Below are 25,007 nucleotides of genomic sequence, written 5' to 3'. Positions count from 1 at the left end.
TTTTTCCGAGGCAGCCATAAAACAACCCCGAGACCTTTTTAAGGAGTTTTGTATGCCAGACCCCATTCACTCGCTACGTACCGGCCCCGACGCTCCCCCCTTCCTGATTGCCGGACCCTGCGTTATCGAAAGCCGGGACATCTGCATGCGGATCGCCGACTTTCTCCGGCGACTGACCGTTAAAGAAGGGGTTCCCTATATTTTCAAAGCATCCTACGACAAAGCCAACCGCACCAGCATCGACTCGTTCCGAGGGCCCGGCCCCCAGGAAGGGTTGCGCATCTTAGAAGAGATAAAACGCGAATTCGACATCCCCGTCATTTCGGACATCCATGCGCCGGCACAGGCCGCCGAGGCCGCCGAGGTCCTAGACATCATCCAGATCCCTGCCCTGCTCTGCCGGCAGACCGACCTCATCGTGGCCGCCGCGGAAACAGGCAAGCCCGTCAACATCAAAAAGGGACAGTTCCTTGCCCCCTGGGACATGGAAAACATCGTGGAAAAAGCGCGCTCCGCAGGAAATGCCCGCATCCTTCTCACCGAGCGCGGCACCGCCTTCGGGTACAACAACCTCGTGGTGGACATGCGAAGCTTAGGGATCATGAAAGAGACCGGATGCCCGGTCATCTTCGATGCCACCCATTCGGTGCAGCTTCCCGGGGGCCAGGGCACCAAATCCGGCGGAGACCGCAGGCAGGCACCGCCCCTGGCCCAGGCCGCCATTGCCGCCGGGGCCGACGGCCTCTTCATGGAGACCCACTTTGATCCGGACAACGCCCTGTGCGACGGCCCCAACTCCGTCACCTTTGAGATGATGGAAACGCTGCTTCCCAAGATCGTGGCCATAAAAGCCATTATAAATGACGGAGGCACGGCATGACCCATACAGAGAAACTCGCCTCCATCGACCTGCTCATCATGGACGTGGACGGCGTCCTCACCCAGGGCGAGGTGATCTATCAGGACGACGGCAGCCAGATCAAATGCTTCAACGTCAAAGACGGCCTCGGCTTAAGGCTCCTCATGGACGCAGGGGTTCAAACGGCCATCGTCACCGGGCGGTCCGCAGGGGCCCTTGAGGCCCGTGTTCAAAACCTGGGCATTCCGTTTCTCTTCCACGGAGTCTCGGACAAGGCCGCCGCCCTTGAAAAGGTGGTGGAACAATCGGGGGTCCCGGCAGAACGCATGGCCTTTATCGGTGATGACCTTCCCGACCTGCCCATCATGAAACGGGTCGGGCTCTCCGTTGCCGTTGCCGATGCGGTCCAGGAGGTCAAGGAACGCGCCGCCCTGACCACCACCCACCCCGGCGGCAAGGGCGCCGTCCGGGAGACCTGCGAGGCAATCCTCAAAGCCAAAGGGCTTTGGGAGGAGGCCATCGAAAGATTCCTTGCATGAAAGGCGGGAACACCATATCCACCAAAAAGGTGATCAGGCGGGTGCTCATCGCCATCATGGCGGCCACCGCCCTGTCCACCGGGGTCATTCTGGTCACCCATCGCAGCGGCGAGGTGCCTGTCACCGGACCTGCCACCAACGAAAAGGCGACCCTGACCCTGGACAAGATGCGACACACCTCGTCCCGCCAGGGCGTGGATGAGTGGAGCGTCGAGGCGGAAACAGTCAACCTCTACAACACGGAAAACCGAGCCGTGTTCCTGATGCTCACCGCCCGGTATTTCGAAAAATCAGGCGCCGTCACCACCCTGACCGCCGACAAGGGCGTCCTCGACACCGAAACCCGCAACATGGAGGTGTCCGGCAATGTGGTGGTCACGCGGGGGGGAATAACCATCACCAGTGATGCCCTCACATACACCAAAGAGTCCCAGGTCATCATCTCCACGACCCCGGTGGTCATTACCGACAGCATCTCGCGGCTCACAGGGGATGCCATGTTCCTTGACCTTGCCGGCGGCAGGATGACACTGGACGGAAACGTTAACGGTACGCTCCTTGAAGAGAGCAAAGGAAAATTTGATGAAACACGCTCCCCTTAAATACATCTGGTGCCTCCTGCTGGCCCTTGCCTTCCTGCCCGGCGCAGCAATGGCCCAGGAGGGAGAAGTCGGCATCAATGCCGATCACCTCACCTCCGACAGCCAGGGTCGCTACGCCCTCTTCTCCGGCAATGTCCGCATCACCCGCGACGGTGCCGTCCTCAAGGCCGACACCGTCCAGCTCCACTACGAAGACGGCAAAAAAAAGGGGGACACCACCAAAGGGCTGTCCCTCATCGAAGCCGAGGGAAACGTCACCATGGACTTTGAAGAGAAACACGCCACTGCCGACAAAGCCCTGTACGACCTCCGCAAGGAAGAGGTCACCCTCACCGGCGGCCCGCCCAAGGTGGTGAGCGGCGAAAGCACCCTCACGGGAAAAACCATTGTCATTAACAGGCTTACCGGAGCCATCAAAGTTGACAGCGGCAAGAGCACCCGCGTCAAGGTGCGGCTCGTCCCGGGCGAAAAGGGATTCTCCTTTACCCCGGAAAAAAAGGACAAGTAGAGCTGAGGCCTTGGGAATAGGTGCTTCCGGCAACCATTACCCAACATGCCAAGTGCTTTTTCAAACCCCCTGTGGTATGGTAAGGGACGTTCCGGACAAGCTGAACCGACAAAGAGATCGGGCCGCCCTTGAGATCGGCGACGAATGCATTATATTCTGATGTACGGGTCCGAACACGAAGACGCTTACGAAGAGGGAAGATCGGGATTTTATGACTGAGCTTGTGTTGAACAGCCTTGTAAAGACATACGGTGGACGCGACGTCGTAGGTGGGGTCTCCATCCATGTGGAGAGCAACCGGGTCACCGGCCTTCTGGGCCCCAACGGCGCCGGAAAAACCACCACGTTTTACATGGCCGCAGGTATTGTACGCCCTGACGCAGGCTCCGTGTTCATTGACAACCAGGAGATCACCACCTACCCCGTCTACAAACGGGCTCGGTGCGGGATCGGCTACCTCCCCCAGGAGTCTTCCATCTTCAAATCCCTGTCCGTCAGGGACAACGTCATGGCGATTCTGGAGCTCCTCGACATCTCCAAACAGGAGCAGGAAGAGCGTCTCGAAACGCTGCTGAACGAGCTCCGCATCAGCCACCTGGCAGACCGAAAGGCCGCCGTCCTCTCCGGCGGAGAGCGCAGGCGACTTGAAATCACCCGCGTCCTGGCCATCAAACCGGCCTTTATCCTCCTGGATGAGCCCTTTGCAGGGGTTGACCCCATTGCGGTCATCGACATCCAGAACATCATCGCCATGCTCAAAGAGCGCGGCATCGGGATATTGATTTCAGATCACAACGTCCGGGAAACGCTGGGGGTATGCGACAACGCATACATCATGAGCGATGGAAAAGTCATTGAGTCCGGCTCCCCCGAAGAGATTGCATCAAGTGACATCGCCCGGCGGATTTACCTGGGCGAAGGTTTTACCCTATAGATGACCACCGGCCCTTGAAACGCATAAGGGCCGTGTTTCCTATTTCGATGGATTGAACCGTCCCGACAGACGGCTTCAGTCGGCGTATCAATGGCGATGCGACCGGCAACCCAAACTTGTGTGAACCGTAATGGAAACCGTGAAGTTGTAGTTATGGCAATGGAACTCAGGCAACAGCTGCGCCTCTCCCAACAACTGGTGATGACCCCCCAGCTTCAGCAGGCCATCAAACTCCTGCAACTCTCCCGTCTTGAGCTGGTCGATGCCATCTCACAGGAGCTGGAAGAAAACCCGGCCCTTGAAGAGATTCAGGAGACGGCACAACGGGAAGCGGGTACCCACGAGGACGAGAAGCCGGTACAGGAAGACAATTCAACTTCCGAAGTGAAAATCGACGAGAAGATTGGAAGTGACATTGACTGGGACAACTACCTGGGAGAATACAACTCCACAGGCAAGGCCCAGTATGAATCCGAGCAGAAAGAGGCGCCGAAATACGAAGCCTTTGTCTCCCAGAAGAAGTCGCTGGACGACCACCTCCTCTGGCAGCTTCTGATGACCTGCCCGGACAATGACACCGAGGAGATCGGCTGCCTCATCATCGGAAACCTGAGCAGTGACGGCTACCTCACCGCCTCCGTCGAAGAGATCTCGGAAGAGTGCGGCCATTCGGCAGAGCTCGTGGAAGATGTCCTCGAAGAGCTCCAGACCTTTGACCCTCCGGGCATCTGTGCCCGGAATTTAGGGGAGTGCCTCTTGATCCAGGCCCGCCATTTCGGCGTGGAGACCCGGATCATGAAAGAGATCGTCACCCATCACATCAAGGAGCTGGAGAACAAAAACTACAAGGCCATCAGCAAAGCGCTGAAAGTGAGCCTGCCCAGCATCATCTCCACGGTGAACATCATCAAGGAGTTCGAGTCCAAGCCGGGCCGCCCCTTCAGCACCGAAGAGCCCCACTACATCACACCGGACATCTACGTCTACAAGGAGGAGGGTGAGTTCATCATCGCCTTGAACGATGACGGCATGCCCCGGCTCCGCGTCAACCCCTACTACCGTCAGGCCCTCTCCAAGGGTCAGGACATCCCCAGCGACACCCGGGACTACCTCCAGGACAAAATGCGCTCTGCGGCCTGGCTCATCAAGAGCATCCACCAGCGCCAGAAAACCATCTACAGCGTCATGGAGAGCATCTTAAAGTTTCAGGCCGAGTTCTTTGAAAAGGGAATCGCCCACTTAAAGCCCATGGTCCTGCGGGACGTGGCCCAGGATATCGGCATGCACGAATCCACCATCAGCCGGGTCACCACCAACAAGTACGCATTTACCCCCCAGGGTATCTTCGAGCTGAAATACTTTTTCAACAGCTCCATCAACCGCGTCCATGGCGCGGCCATTGCATCGGCCAGTGTCCAGGACAAAATCAAGCAGATCATTGACGGAGAGGACACCAAAAAGCCCTTCAGCGATGAGAAAATCGCTCAAATCCTAAAAAAGGAGGCCAATGTAGACATCGCTAGACGAACGGTAGCCAAATACCGTGAGGCAATGAAAATATTGCCGTCAAGCAAACGAAAACAATATTAGGAGGTCATTTATGCAAGTATCTGTAACATTCAAGAACATTGACCCTTCCGATGCACTTAAAGCATACGCCGCAAAAAAGCTGGAACGTATCGACAAACTGCTTGATGCCCCTTCCGAAGCCAACGTCGTTTTTTCCGTTGAAAAGATACGGCATATTACCGAAATAAACGTCTCAAGCGGCCGCACCACTGTCCACGCCACCGAAACAAGCGAAGGTATGTACGCCGCCATCGACCTTGCCGTGGACAAAATCAAGCAGCAGCTTTCCAAAAACAAAAAGAAAATACAGGACCGCAAAAGCGGCAACCCGGGGATTCGCCCCACCCTGGCCGAAGAGATCAACGAGGCCCCTGTTGACGTGGATGAGTTTGACGACTTCTCCGAGTTTGATGCCGATGACGACCGTCGGCTGGCCTGAGCCACCGGCCTGACCGTCATCGCATGACGATGTGCTCGTAAAAATACCCCTCACAGACGACCCGCATCCCCCTCCTCGGAGCGATGCAGGGCTCCTGAGCGGCAGCCGAGAATGCGTTTCGATTTCGCTTGTTTGACCTTTTACGAGCCCATCCGAGGACAGGGCAACCCGCCCACATAAACCAAGACCACCGGAGGTCTGATCAAGATGAAATCCATTTGACAACCCCGGTGATGTCGGCTACAAAAACTCCGGTTAAAAGGTGCCTGCCCGGTGCAGGCACCTTTTTTCATGGGCAAAAACTGATGCGGGATGCCTGAAGCCCTCGGCTCCGACGTACGCATCAGGTCTTGAAAGATGGGCCATCCACTGATATGAAAGTAGAGGTCCCAAACCTGTCGGCTCCCGTCGCACGCAATGCCCTGCAAAGGACGGCCGAACCATACGGCCTGACAGACACACCGCCGGACAGGCCAACAGAGACTCTCTGGGTGAATCATTATGAAAATCCTCGATGTACTGCAGCTGGAAACGATCATCCCCGAACTCACGTCACGGGACAAAAAAGGAATCCTGGAAGAACTCGCCGCCCCCATTGCGGACCTCACCGGCCTCCATCATCCGGATTTGGTGCGGGTTCTCCTTGAACGGGAACAGCTCGGAAGCACCGGCATCGGAGACGGCATCGGCATTCCCCACGGAAAAATCGCCGGCCTGGACCGCATGGTGGTGGGATTCGGCATGAGCCGCCAGGGCGTGGACTTTGACTCCCTGGATGGTCGCCCCGCCCATATCTTTTTTGTCCTTGTTACCCCCGAGCAGTCCACCGGCCAACACTTAAAGCTCCTGGCCCGACTCTCCAAAATGCTGAAGAGCGATCTCTTCCGGAAAAAACTGATGACCGCCGCGTCCCGGGACGAGATCCACGCCATCATCCGAAACGAAGACAACGAAAACGGATGATACGCACCGACCATCACCCGGCCGGATACGGGTTTCAGCCCCTTGAGAGGCAAACTCCTTGACGATTTCAACGAACACCGACACCCTGAACCGATCCGCCCATTTAAGGATTCGCAACCACCATGCGGCCTTGCCGGCTACAGCCCCGGGCTGCAAAGGGAGTTCCCCCCATGAACATCTTCAACATATTCATCATCACAGGCCAGGCAGGTTCCGGTAAGAGTACCGCCCTGGCCGCTTTTGAGGATGCCGGATACTATTGCGTGGACAACCTCCCCGTGACTCTGCTGCCCAAGTTCATGGAAATCCCCATTGCCAAGGAGACCCACTACAGAGGCATTGCCTTCGGCATGGACCTTCGAGAGCGCACCTTTCTCAAGTCCTACCGCAGCGTCTTCGATGAACTGAAGCAGGCCGGTCACAAGCTCAAGGTGATATTTCTGGAGGCCGATGTCACCACCCTTACGCGGCGCTTCTCCCAGACACGTCGCACCCACCCCCTGGCCGTGGGAGACAAAGGGGTCATGGACGCCATCAACCAGGAACGGGAAGAGCTCCTGGCCCTGCGAAACGAAGATGCCGCCCGGATCATCAATACCTCCAGCCTCACCGTCCATGAGCTTAAAAAGGTCATCTCGGAATTGGCGGCCGACTCCCATCACAGGACGCCGCTCAAAATCTCCGTGGTCTCCTTCGGGTTCAAGTACGGGGTGCCCCAGGACGCAGACCTCATGGTGGATGTCCGGTTCCTCGAAAACCCGTACTTTATCCCGGAGCTGAAACCCCACAGCGGACTCGCCCCGGATGTCCGGGATTTTGTCCTGAACGGAGAAGGCACCCGGACCTTTCTGCTGAAATACACCGATCTCCTGGACTTTCTCATTCCCATGTACCAGAAAGAGGGCAAGCACTACCTCACCCTGGGCGTGGGATGCACCGGCGGGCGGCACCGAAGCGTGGCCGTCGCCACAGAAATCCACAACCACTTGAAGCGTCGCTATTCCGATATCCGACTCCTGCACCGGGACATCGGTCGGGAGGAATAAACGCCGGCAGGTGTGCCCTGCCCGCAAAAAAATGATACACTCGAAAGCGTTACAGCCCGGAAACGCCTCGCACCCCGCCCCTTGCCGGGGCACAACCGAAGGGCGGCATGAGCCATGCCCCTGTCGTGTTGCGAGGCCATCATACAAGATGCCCCACATGAGGTTTATATATGATTGGCATACTGGTCGTTACCCACGGCAACCTCGGTGACATTCTCATCGAGACCGCCGAATTTATACAAAAAGAGCCCCTTGAGCAGGTCAAGCCCGTCTCCATCAACATCACCAAAAGTGTCGATGACCTGCATAACAAAGTGGCCAAGGCCATCAAAGAGGTCAACTCCGGCGACGGGGTGCTGATCCTCACCGACATGTTCGGCGGCACGCCCTCCAACCTCTCTCTCTCCTTTCTGGAAGAAGACCAGGTGGAGGTGATCTCCGGGGTGAACCTTCCCCTGCTGATCTCTGCGGTGGGGCGACAGAAAAAAGGAGCCCTGGCCTCCACGGCCAAGCTCCTGGAAAACACCGGCAAACGCAGCATCTCCCTTGCCAGCAGCATCTTAAACGGCGCCAAGCGCTGATGTTTCCCCTTTGACAGGGCAATGAACGATCGCCATCGGGGCGACCGCGATATAAGCAGCCAGGGGCCGGAGCAACCACGCTCTTCGGCCCCGTACAACGTTTAAAGACCCGCCCGAAGATTGCCTTTGGATGGCCTGCACCTTCTGCAGCCCCGGACATCGGACGCCTCTTTGCAAACGTCACCAACAATTTTATCACCATCACATCTCCAACTGGTCCTGACACCCAACGTTGGACGGAGGAAGACCCATGAGCATCAAAATCGGTATCAACGGATTCGGACGTATCGGTCGTATGGTTTTCAGAGCAGCCCTCAACAACCCCGCAATCGACGTGGTTGCCATCAACGACCTCACCGACATCAAAACCATCGCCCACCTTCTGACCTATGATTCCGTACACGGGCGTTTTGACGGAGAGGTAAAAGCCGCGGACAACGGCATCATCGTCAACGGAAAAACCATCCGGGTCACTGCCGAAAAAGATCCCGCGAACCTCCCCTGGAAAGAGCTTGATGTGGCCATCGCCCTGGAGTGCACCGGTATCTTCCGCGACCGCGAAGGCGCCTCCAAGCACCTGGCCGCCGGCGCCAAAAAAGTGATCATCTCCGCCCCCGCCAGCGACCCCGACACCACCATCGTCATGGGCGTGAACGATGACACTTACGATGCGGCCGCCCACCACATCGTCTCCAACGCCTCCTGCACCACCAACTGCCTGGCCCCCGTGGCCAAGGTGCTCCACGAGACCTTCGGCATCAAAGAGGGCCTCATGACCACCATCCACGCCTACACCGGCGACCAGCGCATCCTTGACGCACCCCACAAGGACCTGAGGCGTGCCCGTGCCGCCGGTTGCTCCATGGTTCCCACCACCACCGGTGCCGCCAAGGCCGTTGCCCTGGTCCTGCCCGAGCTCAAAGGCAAGCTCAACGGCATGTCCATCCGCGTCCCCACCCCCAACGTCTCCCTGGTGGACCTCGTGGTCAACCTTGAAAAGCCCGCCACCAAAGACGAGATCAACGCCGCCCTCAAAAAGGCCGCCGACGGCGAGCTCAAAGGGGTCCTTGATTACTGCGACGCCCCCCTTGTCTCCATCGACTTCAACGGGGCCCCCGCCTCTTCCAGTGTGGACGCACCTTCCACCGACGTCATCGACGGCATGGTGAAGGTCCTCTCCTGGTACGACAACGAGGCAGGCTACTCCCACCGCATGGTGGACCTGGCAGCCATGATCGCATCCAAACTGTAATCCCCTGTCTCGGACCGGCCTTTTGGCCGGTCCGACATCAAAGGAGCCCCCTATGGCAACCCGTACCCCTCTCATCGCCGGCAACTGGAAGCTTCACAAGGATTGCGCCGAATCCGTTGCCTTTGCACATGAGCTGAAAAGCGCCATCGGTGCCGACACCGACGTGGACGTGATGGTGGCCCCCACCTTCACCGCCCTTTACCCCGTCTGCGAGGCCCTTAAAGGCAGCCCCATTGCCGTGGCCGCCCAGGACATGTTCTGGGAGTCCAAAGGCGCCTGGACCGGTGAAATCTCTGCCGAGATGATCCGATCCTGCGGCTGCACCCATGTCATCATCGGCCACTCGGAACGCCGCCAGTACTTTGGCGAAACCGACGAGACCGTCAACGCCAAGCTCAAATCGGCCCTTGAAGCCGGCCTGGTCCCTGTGGTCTGCATCGGTGAAACCGATGAGGAGCGAAAACAGGGAAAAACCTTCGAGGTCCTTGACACCCAGGTCAAAATGGGATTAAAGGGGTTGTCCGCCGAGGAGCTGGCCTCCGTTGTCCTCGCCTACGAGCCCGTCTGGGCCATCGGCACCGGCAACACGGCAACGCCTGATATGGTTCAGGAAGTGCACGCCTTCTTACGGAAAAGCGTGGCCGACAGTCTCCAGAAAGAACTTGCCAACGCCATGAGAATCCTATATGGTGGCAGCGTCAAATCGGGCAACATTGCTGAATTAATGGCCCTTGAAGATGTGGATGGCGCCCTCGTTGGAGGAGCCAGCCTTGACACCGAATCCTTCAGCGGGATTGTTCGATACAAACGATGATAAACGGATGGCGAACCCATGCTTTTTGTTAAAATAATTCATATTCTGGTCTGCGTCGGCCTGATCCTCATTGTCCTTCTCCAGACCGGAAAAGGCGCCGACATGGGCGCATCCTTCGGTGGCGGAAGCAGCCAGACGCTTTTTGGCCCCTCCGGCGGTGCCACCTTCATGAGCAAGGCCACCACAGCCATTGCGGTCATCTTCATGATCACATCGCTCTTTCTGGCGTATGACTCAGGCACCCAAGAAAGCGGCACGGTAATCACCGCGCCCCCGGCTGCCGAGCAGAGCGCACCCGTGGATACAAAAAGCGAATAATCGCACGATTTGCCGAAGTGGTGGAATTGGTAGACGCGCACGGTTGAGGGCCGTGTGGGGCAACCCGTGGGAGTTCAAGTCTCCCCTTCGGCACCATATATAAAAAACCCCGTCTTGTGTACACAAGACGGGGTTTTTTATTGCCCTGTCAACACCCCTTCCAAACGGCGCTGCCCCCTTTTAAGGGAACACTTCACTGAAAATACACCTGAAACAAAACCCCTTCCTCACACCACGCCACCGCCCCCACGAAAAAAGCCGAGAACCCTGCAAAAAGGGCTTGATCAACCCGAAAACCGATGTTATAACGCTCTCACATTTGCCGAAGTGGTGGAATTGGTAGACGCGCACGGTTGAGGGCCGTGTGGGGCAACCCGTGGGAGTTCAAGTCTCCCCTTCGGCACCATTTGACTTCAACCCCCTTGCTGGAAACGGCAAGGGGGTTTTTGTTTTGGCGCAGCGCCCCCAGCCCCTCGGGCCCCCTGCGCACAAGAGCTGATCCCCTCCCTTGATGCACGGAATTCATGAGCCCCGCCCAGGCAACCCCCTCAACGCCTCATACCCGCCTCCCATGCCCCGGAGCCTTCCTTTGGCCACGTGAGCCCCCGTGCCTTAAAACACACCATGGATGGACAACGCCTTCGGGTTCGCTGCGTCACAGCCCTCCACACACCGCTGCAACCAGCCTGGCCGAACACACCTTTCCTGCCCCCGCAAAACCCGCCGCCCCGCAATGTTTCCGTCATTTTGAACCCTTACCTGACCCCGCACAAAAAAGCGCCAAAAAGCCCCGAAAAAGGCTTGATCAACCCGAAAGCCGATGCTATAACGCTCTCACATTTGCCGAAGTGGTGGAATTGGTAGACGCGCACGGTTGAGGGCCGTGTGGGGCAACCCGTGGGAGTTCAAGTCTCCCCTTCGGCACCATTTGACTTCAACCCCCTTGCCGGAACCGGCAAGGGGGTTTTTGTTTTGGGACGCAGCCCTCCGTAAAACACCCTCTGCCAATCAACATCACCAAACCGGGGTGTAGCAATGAGGCAGATGATGTGCCCCACGAGATCCAGAACGCCGGAAACCTGTTCTCGGCCCCCCTGCCCCGCATGTACCAAGACCGCTATGGATCCCCTGTTTTAGCCGCAACGCCCTTCTTTCAAGCACGCAAGCTTCCATGCGCCACTTACACCCCGGCATTATCCATGTCATCTGAGGGCGTTACCCCACCCGTCAAAAAAAGGGGATAGAAAAACCCGAAAAAGGCTTGATCACCCCGCAGGCCGGTGCTATAACGCTCTCACATTTGCCGAAGTGGTGGAATTGGTAGACGCGCACGGTTGAGGGCCGTGTGGGGCAACCCGTGGGAGTTCAAGTCTCCCCTTCGGCACCATTTAAAAGCAAGAGCCGTCGGATATACATCCGGCGGCTTTTTTGTTTTGTCCGCACCCCCAGCCTGTGATAAAAATCTTCCAGCCGGAAATTGCCACCAGAAACCCGTAACCTTGAATCGGGAGCCCAATGCCCCGATACCGTCCGTGATTGCAATGACCACACACCCACGAATCAATTGCAGGGCCTGCCGCCACTTCTTTGTCACCTGGGACAACCGCCACCCCTACGGATGCCGTAAAATGGGATTTAAGGGGCCCATGCTCCCATCTGTGACCGTCTTGAAAAGCTCAGGCAAACCTTGCCTCCACTTTCAGCGCAAGACCCCAAAAGCACAAAAATCTTCCAAAACCGACATCATCGCCTGAGCCCTTCTCCCAATGATGCCTTGACAGCATTCCACGCCATACCTTAAAGTTAACTTTAACTACCAAATCAAACAGACGACTCACATCAAAGGAATGCCTCCCATGTTCACGATTCATGTGGTGGACGGCTTCATAGAGACCCTGTACCTTGCCGTGTACAAGGAGAAGGTGCTGCTCATTGATTCCGGCTGCCGAAGCGACGTGCCCCGCATTGAGCAGGTCATGAAACGTCGCCTGAAACGCCCCATGAGCCAGCTTAAACTGACCGTGGCCTCCCACACCCACCCGGACCACGCAGGTGGTGCCCATACCCTCCGCAGCCGCCATGCCGTGCCCGTGGCCGCCCCCGAGGAGATCAACCGCTGGTATGCCGGTTTTTCAGGGGGAATCCAGCACAAAATAGACACCCTCCTGGGCTATGTGGTGGCAAAGGCCATGAACTACCCCTTTGAATGGATCTGGTACAAAAAACAGCTCACCGTCGATCACCCCCTCAAGGACGGAGACCGGCTCCCCGGCTTTGAAGACTGGCAGGTCATCGCCACCCCGGGCCACACCGCCCATGACGTGGTGCTCTACCACGCCCAGAGCAGAACCCTCTACGCGGCCGACGTCATCTTGAAGGTCGGAAACAGCTTCCGTCCCCCCTTCCCCGTCTCCATGAGACCCGAAATGCGCCGCAGCATCGATAAACTCCGGAACCTGGAAGTGGACCACCTTCTCATGGCCCACGGCGGCGTCATAAAAACCGATGATTTTCCGGCAATCCTCGACATCATGCTCAAAGAGATCGACAAAGGGGTGCCCCCGGGCCTGAAGCGATTGAAAAAACTGGAAGGGTTCTCTCCGGTGGTGAGACAATACAACAAAAACAAGTAAAAGCGTGCCTCCGGCGGCAAGGTGAGCCACCTTGAAAGCTGGTTGCCGCAGCGCTTTACCCCTCGTTCCTCGGGTTAAAGCACAGCGGCATTCATGGTGAATTTGTACACTTGTTGCCGGAGCCTCCGAGAAAGCGCTCCCAGGCGGAGCCTGGGAACGAACAGGGGTATAATCCCGCACCGTATTCTGAATGATAATATGGACCTCTCCTGCAGAGAAGGTTGCCGAATGTCACCCGCCACGTGAATGCCACGAAAACGGTCAGACAACGAAGGTATCCATGCATTCGCCATAGGGTTTCAAGGTGCCCCCCACCTTGCCGCCGGAGGCATCGTTTATTGGTTTGTAGACAAAAAAAGGCCGAATACCCATGCGGGCGTTCGGCCTTTTTGTTTGTTACCTTTTTACGATAGCCCTTATCAGAGGGTCAGGGAGCTCTCCTCACCGAACAGCAGGTCGCAGAGGAGGCGGACCCCGAAGCCTGTCCCGCCGGGGCGGATACAGGGGCTGTCCTTCTGGGTAAAGGCGGGCCCGGCGATGTCGATGTGGGCCCAGCGGGTCTTGCCCACAAACTCCGAGAGGAAGAGGGCTGCGGTGGACGCTCCCCCCCATCGATGCCCAGCCACGTTGGCGATATCGGCCACATCGCTCTTTAAATGCGCTTTATAGTCCTCAGGCATGGGCAGGGGCCAGCACCGCTCATGCACGCGTTCTGAAGAGCGCGTAATGGCTTTGGACAGCTTGTCGTCAACGGTGAACACCCCGGCCATGTCCTGGCCCAGAGCCACCATGCAGGCACCGGTGAGGGTAGCCAGGTCGATCATGAGGTCAGGCTTGTAGGTCTTGTTGGCCCACGCCAGGGAATCGGCCAGGATCAGCCGCCCCTCGGCGTCGGTGTTGCCCACCTCAATGGTCTTGCCCGAGACGCTCTTCAATACGTCCCCGACGCGCAGGGCCCTGCCCGAGGGCATGTTCTCCACCAGGGGCATGATTCCAACCACGCGCACATCGGGCTGAAGCTGGCCCACGTTGTACAGGGTTCCGGCAACGGCTGCGGCTCCGGCCATATCACTTTTCATGCCCTTGAGGCCGTCTGCGGGTTTGAGGTTCAGTCCGCCGGAGTCGTAGGTCACGCCCTTGCCCACAAGGACAACCGTCTTTGTAGCGCCCTCGGGGTGGTAATCGGCAACCACCATGCGAGCCGGGCTGTCGCTTCCCATGGCAACCCCCAGAAGCGCCCCGAATTTCATCTGAGCGAGCTCTTTGTGGTCTTTGACCTCCACGGAAACCCCGACCTCTTCCAGACGTTTTTCGACCATCCCTGCAAACTTTTCCGGCACCTTGTCCATGGGGGGTGTAGAGACCCAGTCACGGGCAAGAAGGGAACCGGAAACCACCGCAACGGCTTTATCAGCCACGGGGCGCAGGCGGTTCACCTCATTACGGGCGATGAGCACCTCAATGGCAGACAGGGGCTTGACCTTGCGCTCCTTTTTCCCCCGGTAGCGATGAAACAGGTGGTTTGCCATGAGGGCCCCCTCGATAACGGCGGTCACCTGGCGCTCTCGATCGATCTTGAGGGTTTCGATGTCGGGCATCACGATGGCCACCTTGGGCTGGCCCAGCTCCAGGGCACGCCTCACACCCTTTGCCGCCATGCGGCGCAGGTCGTCTTCTTCCACCTGCTTGACCTTGCCGAGCCCCAGAAAAATCAGGCGCTCGGCCTTGATGCCACCCGTGGAATACCGCACGAGGGCGTCATCGGCCTTGCCTTCAAACTCGGGCAGGGAGAGGGCGTCATCCACCAGGGCCGCCAGCCTGGCCTCGGCGGTGATGGATTTTTTCTCGCACACCGGGACCACAATGTTGGTAAATCGCCGCCGGGACAGATCGGCACTTTTCAGTATGATCATAGAGTTCTCCAATCGATGGTGTGTTTGTCAGGTACAGCAGGAACGTGCCGAAGGGCAATGGCGTTCAGATCACATCGTATTCGTATGGACGGAGCGGACCATGCAAAGGTGCCCTGAGCCGCCGTCAAGGACCATGGAGTGGGTAATGATTCCCGAGGCGTCGTTCTCCACCCCGGCAAGGAAGGTGCCACCGGAAATCCCGGTGGCGACGAAGCAGGCCTTCTCACTGTCCACCAGGTCCGTGGTGGTGAGGAGCTTGTCGATGTCGGTGCCGTAATTGATGACGGTGTTCCGCTCCTCTTCGGTCTTGGGATCCAGGCGACCGAAAATGGCGCCGCCAAGGGCCACCACCGCGCAGGCGGAGATGACGCCTTCGGGGGTTCCGCCGGTGCCAAGCATCATGTCCACCCCGGAACCCGGGGTCACGGCCATGAGAGAGCCGGCCACGTCACCGTCGGTGTGCAGCTGGACCCTGGCCCCCTTGGCGCGAATGCGCTGAATCAGCTCCACATGGCGGGGCTTGTCGAGGACGAATATCACCAAATCCCGAACGTCCTTGCCCAGGGCTTTTGCCGTGTTGTCCAGGTTGTCCTCCACAGGGGCGTCGATGTCCACGACCTGGGCTGCCTCCTTGGGAACCACCAGTTTTTTCATGTAAAAGCTGGGCCCTGGGTCGTACATGGAACCGCGGGGTGCCGCACCAAGGACGGCAATGGCGTTGGGGCGCCCAAGGGCCATGAGGTTGGTGCCTTCCACGGGATCCACGGCGATGTCCACGGCAAGGCCACGGCCGTTGCCCACCTCTTCGCCGGTGTACAGCATGGGGGCTTCGTCTTTTTCTCCCTCTCCGATGACCACGCGACCGGAAAGATCGATGGTCGAAAAGGCCTGGCGCATGGCGGCAACTGCCGCGCCGTCTCCGGCCTTCTTGCGTCCGGTGCCCACCCATTTGGCCGCTTCGATGGCTGCGGCCTCCGTTACCTTCATCAAATCAAATGCGATATTCATGCGTTATTTCTCTTGGTTTCACTTCCGATGCGTGACTCCCCGCGCACCCCGGGATAATCCGGACTCCGGACCGTATTTGTGGACATCGCAGCACGCGGCATCCGGCTGCAAGCCCCTGCCCGCAACCGGCCTGCAAAGGAAACGCCCTTTGCACCCGTCCGCATGCTACATGGTTGAATCAAAAAAGGATAGTCTATACCACAACCGACCTTTGTCAGGCCACCATATTCATGACATGGGCAAGGGTCATGGCACCGATCAGGGAAACCGCGGCGGACCAGACCATCAGGCGGCACGCGCTCTCCACCGTTGCGGGGACGTACGGGTTGTTCTTGTACCCCTCACAAATATAGGCCTTGTCCACCACCTTGCCAAAGTAGACGGAAGGCCCTCCCATGGTGACCTCCAGGGCTTCGGCAAAGGAAGCCTCCGGGTACCCGGCGTTGGGGCTTAAATGGTTTCGGCCGTCTCTCCAGGCAGAACGCAGGATCTCCTTCCAGCGACGCGCAAGCCCGTAGTTGGCCATGGCAACGCAAAACACGGAGAGCCTTGCAGGGATAAAATTAGCCACATCGTCCACCCGGGCCGACGCCTTGCCGAAGGCCATGTATTTCTCGTTTCTGTATCCCACCATGGAATCCAGGGTATTGACCATCTTGTAGGCCATGGCAAAGGGAGCCCCGCCGACGGCTGCAAAGAAAAGGGGAGAGATCACCCCGTCCACAAGGTTTTCAGCCACGGTCTCCACGGCCGCCTTGAGCACCCCGCGCTCATCAAGCTCCGAGGTATCCCGCCCCACGATCATCCCCACCTTGACCCGCGCCGCTTCGATGCCTCCCATGCGCAGGGCGTCGGACACGGCCAGGGCAGCCTTTTTCAAGGATCGGGTGGAGATGGCAAACCAGATCATGAGTATCTCCACCACACGGGCCAGGTCCCCATGGATAAAGGACGCAAGGGCCATGATCGCTGTGGCAACTGCCCAGGCCACGGCCACCATGCAGAGGGTAAACAGCCCGCCGGAGACCACCGTGGGGATCTTCAGGCGCCTGAACGGTTCTTCGGATTTGCTGATAAGGTTTCCCATCCAGCAGATGGGATGCGGGATAAAGGCGGGATCCCCCACAAGGAGATCCAGAAGAAAGGCTGCAGGCAGGATGTACCACTCGGAAATGGGAAACATGAATCGTCCTTTTAGATAGTGCTGTCCTTATGAGACGGGATGCATGGCATACGCACCACGCCCCTTCCTGATTAGTGAAAGACCCTTGCAATGTCAAGAAAGGAGAAGAGGTTTCACCTCGATTTCAGCCTTGAAGTCAAAGAAAAAAAAGGCGATGATATATCTTTTTCATTTCTAAATATATTGACCCCCGCAATTTGGGAGCACACACGCATGGAACAACTGAAAGCTTTCGGTGACCTGATCCTTGATGTCTGGAAAAACGGTCTCTTCGGTATCGATATCGGACGCATCCTGGTGGCAATGGTCATCTTCATGGCCTTTCTCCTTCTTCGGAAGACCATCTCCAAGTCCATTTTAAACCGCCTGAAACGGTTGACTTCCAGGACCAACACCGAACTTGACGACAAGATCCTCACGGCCCTTGAGCCCCCTTTGAACCTGCTGCCCGTCATCCTCGGCCTCTTTTTCGCCAGGCAATACCTCGGTTTTGAAGGCACGGCCGCCATTCTCCTGGACAAGCTGATCCGCTCGCTGATGGCCTTCACCATCTTCTGGAGCTTCTTCAATATCATCCTGCCCATTTCCCACCTGTTCAAAAAGCTGGAGGCGATCTTCGACCGCTCCCTCCTGGACTGGTTTTTTAACGCCACCCGCGCGGCCCTGGCCCTCATCGGTGCCGCCACCATCCTGGAGATCTGGGGCATCCGGGTCGGCCCTATCATCGCCGGCCTCGGTCTCTTCGGCGTGGCCGTGGCCCTTGGAGCACAGGACCTCTTCAAAAACCTCATCTCCGGCATCCTGATCCTTGCCGAGCGGCGTTTTAAAATCGGAGACTGGATTCAGGTCAGCGGCGTGGTGGAAGGCACCGTGGAACAGATCGGGTTCCGATCCACCCGAATCCGCAGGTTCGACAAGGCCCCGGTCTTTGTCCCCAACACCCTGCTCTCCGACAACACCGTCACCAACTTCACCTCCATGACCTTCCGCCGCATCTCCTGGCTTGTGGGCCTTGAATACCGCACCACGGTGAGCCAGCTCCGGGCCATCCGGGAACGCATCGAAGCCTGGATCACCGAACATGAAGGTTTTGTGAACCCGCCGTCGGCGCCCCTGTTCGTACGCATCGACAACTTCTCGGACTCTTCCATCGATATAAAAATCTACTGCTTTACCCGCACAACGGTCTGGGGGGAGTGGCTGGAACGAAAAGAGGAGCTGATCTGCGCCATCAAAGAGATCGTGGAAGAGGAAGGATCCGGTTTTGCCTTCCCGAGCCAGTCCCTCTACGTGGAGACCATGCCGTGGGAAGAGCGCCCCATGGAGGCACAAGGCAATGCCCCCGAGCAAATCCTGACCCAGGCGAGCACGGGCAGCGATTGATGTCAGGCACGCCCGCACGGTTTTACGATGCGGGCAGATCAACACCCGGCACACCGTGAGGTGACAATGCATCGGGTGCACTCCGTGCAGCACCCGTTCAACCAACAAGGCGACTGTCATAAAATGCAAGGTGCCCCGGTCAACCGGGGCACCTTTTTTTGTTTTACACGCCAGATTACTTCACATGCTTTTTCAACAGCCCGAGGAGCCTGTCGTTGGTCTCTTTGTCTTTGAGGGAGAACCGGACGAACTCGCCTTCGATGCCGATGAAGTTGGTGCAGTCACGGATCAGCACGGCCTCTTCGGCCAGGGCGGCCCAGAGACCGGCAGCGGTGTTCTCGCCGGTGAGCTCACAGATGACAAAGTATGTCTCCGCGCCGTAGGGGATAATCCCGTCCATGGCGTTTAAGGCAGCCACGAAGCGATCTTTCTCTCCCTTGACGTAGGCCCGGGTCTTTTCGAGGAAGGTGTCGATGGCCTTTCCGCCGGAAAGGATAAAGCCCACGGCCGCCTGGGCCATGGCGTTGACGCACCAGGGGAGCACGTATTTGGAAAACTCGGCGATGATGGCTTCAGGGGCCATGAGAAAGCCCACGCGCAAGCCAGGGATACGGAACACCTTGCTCATGGAGTTCAAGGTCACCACGTTGTCCAGGCCGTATCGGGCCACGCTCTGTCCGTAGGCGTCACAGGCAAAGGGAAGGTAAGACTCGTCGATGACAAACCGGATATCGGGCCGGGACTCGGCCATGGTCTTGATGGCTTCTGGGGCCACCAGGGTGCCGGTGGGGTTGTTGGGGTTGCAGAGAAACACCGTGTCGTAGCCGTCAGCGGCTTCGGCGATGTCCTGGGGGGCCATGGAAAAGGCGTCCTCTTTCCGGGTGAGGAGAAAATCCGCATCGGCACCGTACATCTCGCAGGCATCCCGGTAGTCCGCATAGGTGGGGCCCACGATGAGGGCCCGTTTGGTATCAAGGGCCCTGGGGATGGCATAGATGAACTCGGTGGTGCCGTTACCGGCCAGGATGGATGAAGACGAAATACCGTACTTTGCAGCAAGCAGCTCCTTGATGTGCCCGGCGTCCACCTCCGGCAGGCTAACGATGGTGGAGAGCTTGGATGCCAGGTGCTCCATGAGCCCTTCAGGCGGCCCCAAAGGGTTCAGGTTGCTGCTCATATCGGTAATATCAGACGGGGTCACCCCCAGATCCTTCGCCAGCTTGTAGATGTTGCCTCCATGACCGATTATCATAACCCGAACTCCTTATTTTTCATGGATTTTCGTTCTTTTAAGTATACACCGAATGGCCCGCGGGCACACCCTGTTAAAGTCAAAAATCAAAAGCGATGCCTTCTATGGTCAAAGTGGGCAGGGAAAACCTGCCTCCGGCGGCCAGGGGATGATCCCCTGGACCCCAGGTTGCGAATGCGCTTTGCCCCTCGTTCCTCGGGTCAAATCACATCCGCCTTTCAAACAACGTCGGCCTTGATCATCGTTTGGGCCATCGTCGTATTTGAAACACCCATTGGAGCGCCGCACTCCTGTGCGGCACGGGTAACGACGGCCTAAAAAGCCGCACCTGAGTGCGGCGTTCCATAATGAAACCGGTTAAATATGCCTTCGGCGACCCTGCCGGGGGCCAAACTTTTGAAAAATTTGACAAGCAGGTTTAAAAAAAGATGTATTTCAATCTGAATCAAAGGCGAATGTGATTTTCCCTGAGGAACGAAGGGGAAAGCGCATTCGCAACCTGCTTTCAAGGTGGCACACCTTGCCGCCGGAGGCATTTTTTATCTCTTAAAGCGCCGCAGCGGCCGCCACAAAGAGAAACCCTTCGGTAATCTCCGTCATGGCTCCCAGCATGTCGCCGGTGATGCCCCCCATCTTTTTTTTGTACCAGGCAAGGAGTACGGCGGTGATGCCCGTATAGACCAGAAGCACCATCACGCCCCGGCCGCCTGTGCACAGGACCAGCAGCACAGGAGCAATCATGAACCGAAGGCGGGTTGCCAGGGGCACGTCCCCGAAGAGGTCGTGGGCGGTGCCCTCTTTACGGCCGTAGGGCAACAGGCCGATGCCGAAAATCTGGCTGCCCCGGGCAAGGGCGGGGATGGCGATGAGCAGAAGGGCCCGGCTCCAGCCGGGTGCGCTCATGGAGGCAAGGCCGGCCCATTTCATGGCAAGGATAGCGATCATGGCAAGGACCCCCATGGCGCCGCTGCGGCTGTCCTTCATGATCTCAAGGGCCCGCTCCTTCGGGCGGTGGCTGAACAGGCCGTCTGCCGTGTCCCCCAACCCGTCCAGGTGAAACCCGCCGGTTAAGACCATCAGCAGCACCGTGTCCAGGATCCCCACCACCATGGGGGGCCAGATGTTGGAAAGAACGGCATCCACAAAGGCGAGGATGCCTCCCAGGATCAGCCCCACCACGGGAAACATGGCCACCTGGCCCACGGGGCGAAACACATTGCCGGCCCCCACGGGAAGAATGGTGGAAAACTGCAAGGCCGATTTCAAGTCCAGCACACACTCTTTCATGTTCATTTTCACCCCTTCACCGTCATGGGAATACCCGACACCGTAAAGACCACCTTGTGGGCCCTGGCGGCGAGGCGCTGGTTGGCAGCCCCCTGGATATCCCGGAACTGCCGCGAGAGGGTGTTGTCCGGGACGATGCCCATGCCCACCTCGTTGGAGACGGTCACCACAGGCACCTTTGAGGCGGCAGCCGCCTCGGCAAAATCGTCCACAAACGCCAGAATCTCCTCTTCGCTCTGCTCGGCCATAAAGAGGTTGGTCACCCAGAGGGTGATGCAGTCCACGAGGATGACTCCGGCTTTGTCCTGCTCCTCTTCAAGGACCCTGACGATGTCGTAGGGCTCTTCAATGGTGTACCAGGAGTCGTCCCGCTGGGACTGGTGATCGGTGACCCGTCGCTCCATTTCGGTATCCATGGGCTGGAGGGTAGCCACGTAGAGGCGGTTATCCGCAGCAAGGGATTCGGCAAGTTTCTGGGCGTGGGAGCTTTTTCCGCTCCGGCATCCGCCGGTGACAAAGGTAAAGGAGCCCATGTTATGCCTCTCCTTTCGCCATGGCGTTGATGGGATCCATGGCCAGGTGGGTTCGTGTGTGTTCGGCAAGCCTGCCGTAAGCTTCCAGGCGGGCATCAAGGCCCCCTGCGGTTTTGGAAGGGGCCACGGCAATGCCGATCTCCGCGAGCCAGGAGTCCACAATGGCCGGGGTGTCGAAGATCCCGTGCATGTAGGTCCCCATCACCGTTCCGGACGGGGCCCTGCAGCCGTCGTTGTCCCCTGCGGGCAGGCTGTTGCGCTCCAGAACCTCCACCAGGGACTCCCCGCCGTGGCGGGAGGTGGTGCCCATGTGGATCTCGTAGCCGCTGCCCTCGATGCCTTTGTAGGTAAACCGGCTGAGGGTGGTGGTCTTGGGCGCTTTCATCACCGTGGCAACAGGCAGGAGCCCCAGGCCATCTTCGGTACCGGCCGCACCCTCCACGCCCTGGGGATCCTCGATCTTCTCCCCAAGGATCTGGTAACCGCCGCAGATACCTGCCACGTGGCCCCCTTTTCGGGAAAAATCCTTGATACGGGCATCCCAGCCCGTCTCCTTGAGCCAGGCCAGATCCTTTCTGGTGTTTTTGGAACCGGGGATGATGAGAAAGGCAAACTCCGAAAGGTCGCAGGGACGATCCAGGTAGCAGAGCTCGATCTCATCACGCTGCATCAGGGGCTCAAAGTCGGTAAAATTGGAGATAAAGGGGAGACGGATCACGGCCCCTGCGGGTTTGGTGCCCGTCAGGGAAGAGCGCCCCTGGGGCTGCTCGATAACCACCGAGTCTTCGGAACCGATATGAAAATCCCGATACCAGGGGAGCACCCCGAGAACGGGTTTCCCGCACTTGTCTTCGATCCAGTCGCACCCGTCCTGAAACAGGGAGATGTCGCCCCGAAACCGGTTGATGACCACCCCTTTCACCCGCTCGGCGTAATGGTCCGGCAGGCAGGCCAGGGTTCCCACCACCTGCCCGAACACCCCGCCCCGGTGGATGTCGGCCACAAGGATCACGTCGGCGTCGGCGTAGTCGGCCATGCGAAAGTTCACGATGTCCCCGGCCATGAGGTTCACCTCGGCACAGGAGCCGGCCCCTTCCATGATCACCAGGTCGTTCTCGGCCCGGAGGCGATCCAGGGCCTCGGCGGCGATATTGAAATATCGTTCCTTTTTCTTGTGGTAGGCGGCGGCGGATTCGTCCCCGTCCACCTTGCCCATGAGCACCACCTGGGACCCGGTCTCCCCGGTGGGCTTCAAAAGCACCGGGTTCATCAGCACCGAGGGAACCACACCGGCGGCCTCGGCCTGGATGATCTGCGCACGGCCCATCTCCAGACCCTCGGGGGTCACCCCGGAGTTGTTGGACATATTCTGGGCCTTGTAGGGCGCCACCTTGAGCCCCTGCTCGGCAAAATGCCGGCAGAGCCCGGTGGTCACCACGCTCTTGCCCACGTCCGACCCCGTGCCGAACACGGCAATACAACGAGCCGGCTTCTTTTTATCCGCTTTATTCATAAAAAAAGATGCCTCCGGCGGGTCGCTTTTTGAAAAAAGCTCCGCAAAAACGTTCCGATAGAAAGCCCCTGTCTCCCCTGCTCCTGGCGGGGAAGACGGGGCCTTGCTGAATTGTGACAATGCAGGCTTATCATAGGGAACGGCCTTGATCATCATTTAGGCTATCAGGGTGCTCACATCACTATTAGGACTGACGACTTCCGCTCTGCATCCGAAAATGCCACATTCCCCCACGGGCGAAGCCCGTCAGCAAATGTGACGTTCCTGAGAAACGAAGGTTCGGAGCATTTGCGAACCTGGGGCCAGGGGGCTGTAGCCCCTGCTATTTTTCGATGCCGACACGGGCTTTGACGCCCTGGTCGGCAAAGTAATGCTTCACGGGCTCGATCTGAGACACCAGGTCGGCCCGGGCCATCACCTCGTCTGCGGCGTAGCGCCCGGTGATGATGAGCTCGGTGCCGTCGGGCTTCATCTCCATGAGACCCAGCATCTCCTCCAAAGTGATCAGGCCGTACTTCACGGCGAGGTTTCCCTCTTCGATAACCACCACGTCATGGGACCCGGTGGAAAGGGCCTCTTTCACGAGGTTGTATCCCTCCCGGGCCCTGGCTTTCTCCTTGTCCGAAGGCTTTCCCTTGACCCAGCCCCCGGCGCCGAACTGACGCACGGTAATCAGGTCACTGAACCGCTCCAGGGCCTTGATCTCGGAATAATCCCCCTGCTTCATAAACTGGGCGATGAGCACCTTGAAACCGGCCCCGGCGGCCCGGACACTTAAGCCGATGGACGCCGTGGTTTTGCCCTTGCCTTTGCCTGTGTAGACCTGAATGTACCCTTTTTCCATGGTTCGCCTCATGGGTTCCTGTCATTTACGATGTAACTATTCAGCTCAGAGAAAAAAAACAAAAACATGCCTTCTATGGTTAAAGTGGGCAGGGAAAACCTGCCTCCGGCGGCCAGGGGATGATCCCCTGGACCCCAGGTTGCGAAAGCCCTCCCCCTTCGTTCCTCAGGGTGAGGGCTTCCGCGAAAGTTTCTGTTAAATTGAGCAAAACCTGTTTATCAAACTTTTCAAAAGTTTGGTCCCCGGCAGGAACGCCGGAGGCTTTTTTGCAAGCTGAATAGTTACCATGTGATTTAAGATTTCAAATCATACTTCTTACCGTACCCCCGGGGGGTAAACATAAAATCAAGGTACCCCTCGGAGGCGCTGTTGCCGATAAAAACGGTGGTGAGCATGTCCACATCGGCTTCGTGCAGGTCTTTCAGGGGCACGATGGTTACGTCCTGGGCGTCACGCATGGCGCTCTTGACGATGCCCACAGGGGTGTCCCCGCTGCGGTGTTTCAGGGCGATCTCCTGGGCCTTGTTCAGCTGCCAGTTGCGCTTCTTGCTCTTGGGGTTGAAGATCACCATGACAAAATCGGCCTCGGCCACGGCGTTGAGGCGCTTTTCAATGAGCTCCCAGGGGGTGAGAAGGTCGCTCAGGCTCACGCAGGCAAAGTCGTGGGTCAGAGGAGCGCCCAACAGGGACCCGCCCGAGGAGAGAGCCGGGATGCCGGGGACCACTTCCACGGTGAGGCTGCCCTCTTCCGGAGCGCCGCAGCCGGGTCGACGGGCCGAGACCCCTTTCTCCTTGATGATCTCAAGGGCCAGGCCCGCCATGGCATAGATGCCGGGGTCCCCGCTGGAGACAAGGGCCACCTTTTTGCCGGTGAGGGCCGTCTCCACGGCGGCCTTGACTCGGTCCACCTCTTTTTTCATGGTGGTGGCGATGACCTCTTTGCCGTCGATGAACCCTTTGATGAGGTCCACGTAGACGGTGTACCCGGCGATGACGTCTGCGCCCTTGATCACGTCCACACAGCGCATGGACAT

At 58.3% G+C, this 25,007-nt stretch carries 24 protein-coding genes and 4 tRNA genes; 19 read left to right on the top strand and 9 right to left on the bottom strand.

Going from position 1 to position 25,007, the window contains the following annotated elements; all coding sequences use genetic code 11:
* Nucleotides 1-52: 52 nt before the first annotated feature.
* The 18 genes from kdsA (at nt 53) to BLQ12_RS24655 (ending at nt 13,057) form a co-directional block, all read left to right on the top strand.
* Complete coding sequence (kdsA, locus tag BLQ12_RS24745) at nt 53-880, top strand: 3-deoxy-8-phosphooctulonate synthase (RefSeq protein ID WP_092215300.1); 828 nt, start codon at nt 53-55, stop codon at nt 878-880.
* A complete protein-coding gene (locus BLQ12_RS24740; protein ID WP_092215298.1) occupies nt 877-1,398 on the top strand; it encodes a KdsC family phosphatase in 522 nt (173 codons plus the stop codon). The genes kdsA and BLQ12_RS24740 overlap by 4 nt, the downstream gene beginning before the upstream one ends.
* Entirely contained in the window at nt 1,395-2,000 is a 606-nt protein-coding gene (lptC, locus tag BLQ12_RS24735) for an LPS export ABC transporter periplasmic protein LptC (RefSeq protein ID WP_092215296.1), read from the top strand. Before BLQ12_RS24740 ends, lptC begins: the two co-directional genes overlap by 4 nt.
* Complete coding sequence (locus tag BLQ12_RS24730) at nt 1,981-2,508, top strand: LptA/OstA family protein (protein ID WP_092215295.1); 528 nt, start codon at nt 1,981-1,983, stop codon at nt 2,506-2,508. The genes lptC and BLQ12_RS24730 overlap by 20 nt, the downstream gene beginning before the upstream one ends.
* Nucleotides 2,509-2,719: 211 nt before the next feature.
* Nucleotides 2,720-3,442, top strand: coding sequence for an LPS export ABC transporter ATP-binding protein (gene lptB / locus BLQ12_RS24725; RefSeq protein ID WP_092215293.1), 723 nt, complete (start codon nt 2,720-2,722; stop codon nt 3,440-3,442).
* Nucleotides 3,443-3,595: 153 nt separating this feature from the next.
* Nucleotides 3,596-5,032, top strand: coding sequence for an RNA polymerase factor sigma-54 (gene rpoN, locus BLQ12_RS24720; RefSeq protein WP_092215290.1), 1,437 nt, complete (start codon nt 3,596-3,598; stop codon nt 5,030-5,032).
* Between the two features lie 10 nt (nt 5,033-5,042).
* Complete coding sequence (hpf, locus tag BLQ12_RS24715) at nt 5,043-5,450, top strand: ribosome hibernation-promoting factor, HPF/YfiA family (RefSeq protein WP_092215288.1); 408 nt, start codon at nt 5,043-5,045, stop codon at nt 5,448-5,450.
* Between the two features lie 501 nt (nt 5,451-5,951).
* Nucleotides 5,952-6,413 carry a PTS sugar transporter subunit IIA gene (locus BLQ12_RS24710; RefSeq protein WP_092215286.1) on the top strand — a complete coding sequence of 154 codons (462 nt, stop codon included), beginning with the start codon at nt 5,952-5,954 and terminating at the stop codon, nt 6,411-6,413.
* A gap of 170 nt (nt 6,414-6,583) precedes the next feature.
* Nucleotides 6,584-7,459, top strand: coding sequence for an RNase adapter RapZ (gene rapZ / locus BLQ12_RS24705; protein WP_092215284.1), 876 nt, complete (start codon nt 6,584-6,586; stop codon nt 7,457-7,459).
* 170 nt (nt 7,460-7,629) lie between these two features.
* Nucleotides 7,630-8,040, top strand: coding sequence for a PTS sugar transporter subunit IIA (locus BLQ12_RS24700; protein WP_092215282.1), 411 nt, complete (start codon nt 7,630-7,632; stop codon nt 8,038-8,040).
* A 250-nt stretch (nt 8,041-8,290) separates the two neighbouring features.
* Nucleotides 8,291-9,292 carry a type I glyceraldehyde-3-phosphate dehydrogenase gene (gene gap / locus BLQ12_RS24695; RefSeq protein WP_092215280.1) on the top strand — a complete coding sequence of 334 codons (1,002 nt, stop codon included), beginning with the start codon at nt 8,291-8,293 and terminating at the stop codon, nt 9,290-9,292.
* A 52-nt stretch (nt 9,293-9,344) separates the two neighbouring features.
* Nucleotides 9,345-10,106, top strand: a complete 762-nt coding sequence (tpiA, locus tag BLQ12_RS24690) for a triose-phosphate isomerase (RefSeq protein WP_092215278.1) — start codon at nt 9,345-9,347, stop codon at nt 10,104-10,106.
* A gap of 18 nt (nt 10,107-10,124) precedes the next feature.
* Nucleotides 10,125-10,424, top strand: a complete 300-nt coding sequence (secG, locus tag BLQ12_RS24685; RefSeq protein WP_092215276.1) for a preprotein translocase subunit SecG — start codon at nt 10,125-10,127, stop codon at nt 10,422-10,424.
* A gap of 11 nt (nt 10,425-10,435) precedes the next feature.
* Nucleotides 10,436-10,520, top strand: a tRNA-Leu gene (locus BLQ12_RS24680).
* Nucleotides 10,521-10,745: 225 nt separating this feature from the next.
* Nucleotides 10,746-10,830, top strand: a tRNA-Leu gene (locus tag BLQ12_RS24675).
* 436 nt (nt 10,831-11,266) lie between these two features.
* Nucleotides 11,267-11,351 (top strand) — tRNA-Leu (locus tag BLQ12_RS24670).
* Nucleotides 11,352-11,726: 375 nt separating this feature from the next.
* A tRNA-Leu gene (locus tag BLQ12_RS24665) sits at nt 11,727-11,811 on the top strand.
* Between the two features lie 469 nt (nt 11,812-12,280).
* Entirely contained in the window at nt 12,281-13,057 is a 777-nt protein-coding gene (locus BLQ12_RS24655) for an MBL fold metallo-hydrolase (RefSeq protein ID WP_175470057.1), read from the top strand.
* A 419-nt stretch (nt 13,058-13,476) separates the two neighbouring features.
* On the opposite strand, the gene BLQ12_RS24650 is transcribed toward BLQ12_RS24655, so the two are convergent.
* The 3 genes from BLQ12_RS24650 to cbiB form a co-directional block, all read right to left on the bottom strand.
* Complete coding sequence (locus BLQ12_RS24650) at nt 13,477-14,970, bottom strand: leucyl aminopeptidase (protein WP_092215270.1); 1,494 nt, start codon at nt 14,968-14,970, stop codon at nt 13,477-13,479.
* A 69-nt stretch (nt 14,971-15,039) separates the two neighbouring features.
* Complete coding sequence (glpX, locus tag BLQ12_RS24645) at nt 15,040-15,978, bottom strand: class II fructose-bisphosphatase (protein ID WP_092215268.1); 939 nt, start codon at nt 15,976-15,978, stop codon at nt 15,040-15,042.
* A 214-nt stretch (nt 15,979-16,192) separates the two neighbouring features.
* A complete protein-coding gene (cbiB, locus tag BLQ12_RS24640; protein ID WP_092215266.1) occupies nt 16,193-17,161 on the bottom strand; it encodes an adenosylcobinamide-phosphate synthase CbiB in 969 nt (322 codons plus the stop codon).
* Between the two features lie 213 nt (nt 17,162-17,374).
* Here cbiB and BLQ12_RS24635 point away from each other — a divergent pair, with 213 nt between their 5' ends.
* Nucleotides 17,375-18,544, top strand: coding sequence for a mechanosensitive ion channel family protein (locus tag BLQ12_RS24635; protein WP_092215341.1), 1,170 nt, complete (start codon nt 17,375-17,377; stop codon nt 18,542-18,544).
* 175 nt (nt 18,545-18,719) lie between these two features.
* Here BLQ12_RS24635 and BLQ12_RS24630 read toward each other — a convergent pair whose 3' ends face one another.
* The 6 genes from BLQ12_RS24630 to cobJ all read right to left on the bottom strand — a co-directional run bounded on the left by BLQ12_RS24630 (nt 18,720) and on the right by cobJ (nt 25,007).
* Nucleotides 18,720-19,796, bottom strand: coding sequence for a threonine-phosphate decarboxylase (locus BLQ12_RS24630; RefSeq protein ID WP_092215264.1), 1,077 nt, complete (start codon nt 19,794-19,796; stop codon nt 18,720-18,722).
* Between the two features lie 546 nt (nt 19,797-20,342).
* A complete protein-coding gene (gene cobS, locus BLQ12_RS24625; RefSeq protein WP_092215262.1) occupies nt 20,343-21,089 on the bottom strand; it encodes an adenosylcobinamide-GDP ribazoletransferase in 747 nt (248 codons plus the stop codon).
* Nucleotides 21,090-21,091: 2 nt separating this feature from the next.
* A complete protein-coding gene (gene cobU / locus BLQ12_RS24620; RefSeq protein WP_092215260.1) occupies nt 21,092-21,616 on the bottom strand; it encodes a bifunctional adenosylcobinamide kinase/adenosylcobinamide-phosphate guanylyltransferase in 525 nt (174 codons plus the stop codon).
* 1 nt (nt 21,617) lies between these two features.
* The gene (locus BLQ12_RS24615; RefSeq protein ID WP_092215339.1) at nt 21,618-23,129 is read right to left on the bottom strand and encodes a cobyric acid synthase; all 1,512 of its coding nucleotides are present in this window, start codon (nt 23,127-23,129) and stop codon (nt 21,618-21,620) included.
* 322 nt (nt 23,130-23,451) lie between these two features.
* Entirely contained in the window at nt 23,452-23,973 is a 522-nt protein-coding gene (locus BLQ12_RS24610; RefSeq protein WP_092215337.1) for a cob(I)yrinic acid a,c-diamide adenosyltransferase, read from the bottom strand.
* Nucleotides 23,974-24,266: 293 nt separating this feature from the next.
* A complete protein-coding gene (gene cobJ / locus BLQ12_RS24605; protein ID WP_254782112.1) occupies nt 24,267-25,007 on the bottom strand; it encodes a precorrin-3B C(17)-methyltransferase in 741 nt (246 codons plus the stop codon).

This window comes from Desulfoluna spongiiphila (genome assembly GCF_900101345.1).
Classification (GTDB): Bacteria; Desulfobacterota; Desulfobacteria; order Desulfobacterales; family Desulfolunaceae; genus Desulfoluna; species Desulfoluna spongiiphila.
This window is presented reverse-complemented; position numbering and strand designations above follow the sequence as displayed.

Coding starts and splice junctions, on each gene's coding strand:
- kdsA (WP_092215300.1), top strand. CDS start 53: ATGCCAGACCCCATTCACTCGCTACGTACCGGCCCCGACGCTCCCCCC.
- BLQ12_RS24700 (WP_092215282.1), top strand. CDS start 7,630: ATGATTGGCATACTGGTCGTTACCCACGGCAACCTCGGTGACATTCTC.
- lptB (WP_092215293.1), top strand. CDS start 2,720: ATGACTGAGCTTGTGTTGAACAGCCTTGTAAAGACATACGGTGGACGC.
- cobJ (WP_254782112.1), bottom strand. CDS start 25,007: ATGTCCATGCGCTGTGTGGACGTGATCAAGGGCGCAGACGTCATCGCC.
- lptC (WP_092215296.1), top strand. CDS start 1,395: ATGAAAGGCGGGAACACCATATCCACCAAAAAGGTGATCAGGCGGGTG.
- rapZ (WP_092215284.1), top strand. CDS start 6,584: ATGAACATCTTCAACATATTCATCATCACAGGCCAGGCAGGTTCCGGT.
- BLQ12_RS24615 (WP_092215339.1), bottom strand. CDS start 23,129: ATGAATAAAGCGGATAAAAAGAAGCCGGCTCGTTGTATTGCCGTGTTC.
- BLQ12_RS24650 (WP_092215270.1), bottom strand. CDS start 14,970: ATGATCATACTGAAAAGTGCCGATCTGTCCCGGCGGCGATTTACCAAC.
- cobS (WP_092215262.1), bottom strand. CDS start 21,089: ATGAACATGAAAGAGTGTGTGCTGGACTTGAAATCGGCCTTGCAGTTT.
- BLQ12_RS24655 (WP_175470057.1), top strand. CDS start 12,281: ATGTTCACGATTCATGTGGTGGACGGCTTCATAGAGACCCTGTACCTT.
- BLQ12_RS24635 (WP_092215341.1), top strand. CDS start 17,375: ATGGAACAACTGAAAGCTTTCGGTGACCTGATCCTTGATGTCTGGAAA.
- secG (WP_092215276.1), top strand. CDS start 10,125: ATGCTTTTTGTTAAAATAATTCATATTCTGGTCTGCGTCGGCCTGATC.
- BLQ12_RS24630 (WP_092215264.1), bottom strand. CDS start 19,796: ATGATAATCGGTCATGGAGGCAACATCTACAAGCTGGCGAAGGATCTG.
- BLQ12_RS24730 (WP_092215295.1), top strand. CDS start 1,981: ATGAAACACGCTCCCCTTAAATACATCTGGTGCCTCCTGCTGGCCCTT.
- BLQ12_RS24710 (WP_092215286.1), top strand. CDS start 5,952: ATGAAAATCCTCGATGTACTGCAGCTGGAAACGATCATCCCCGAACTC.
- glpX (WP_092215268.1), bottom strand. CDS start 15,978: ATGAATATCGCATTTGATTTGATGAAGGTAACGGAGGCCGCAGCCATC.
- cbiB (WP_092215266.1), bottom strand. CDS start 17,161: ATGTTTCCCATTTCCGAGTGGTACATCCTGCCTGCAGCCTTTCTTCTG.
- rpoN (WP_092215290.1), top strand. CDS start 3,596: ATGGCAATGGAACTCAGGCAACAGCTGCGCCTCTCCCAACAACTGGTG.
- hpf (WP_092215288.1), top strand. CDS start 5,043: ATGCAAGTATCTGTAACATTCAAGAACATTGACCCTTCCGATGCACTT.
- gap (WP_092215280.1), top strand. CDS start 8,291: ATGAGCATCAAAATCGGTATCAACGGATTCGGACGTATCGGTCGTATG.
- BLQ12_RS24740 (WP_092215298.1), top strand. CDS start 877: ATGACCCATACAGAGAAACTCGCCTCCATCGACCTGCTCATCATGGAC.
- BLQ12_RS24610 (WP_092215337.1), bottom strand. CDS start 23,973: ATGGAAAAAGGGTACATTCAGGTCTACACAGGCAAAGGCAAGGGCAAA.
- cobU (WP_092215260.1), bottom strand. CDS start 21,616: ATGGGCTCCTTTACCTTTGTCACCGGCGGATGCCGGAGCGGAAAAAGC.
- tpiA (WP_092215278.1), top strand. CDS start 9,345: ATGGCAACCCGTACCCCTCTCATCGCCGGCAACTGGAAGCTTCACAAG.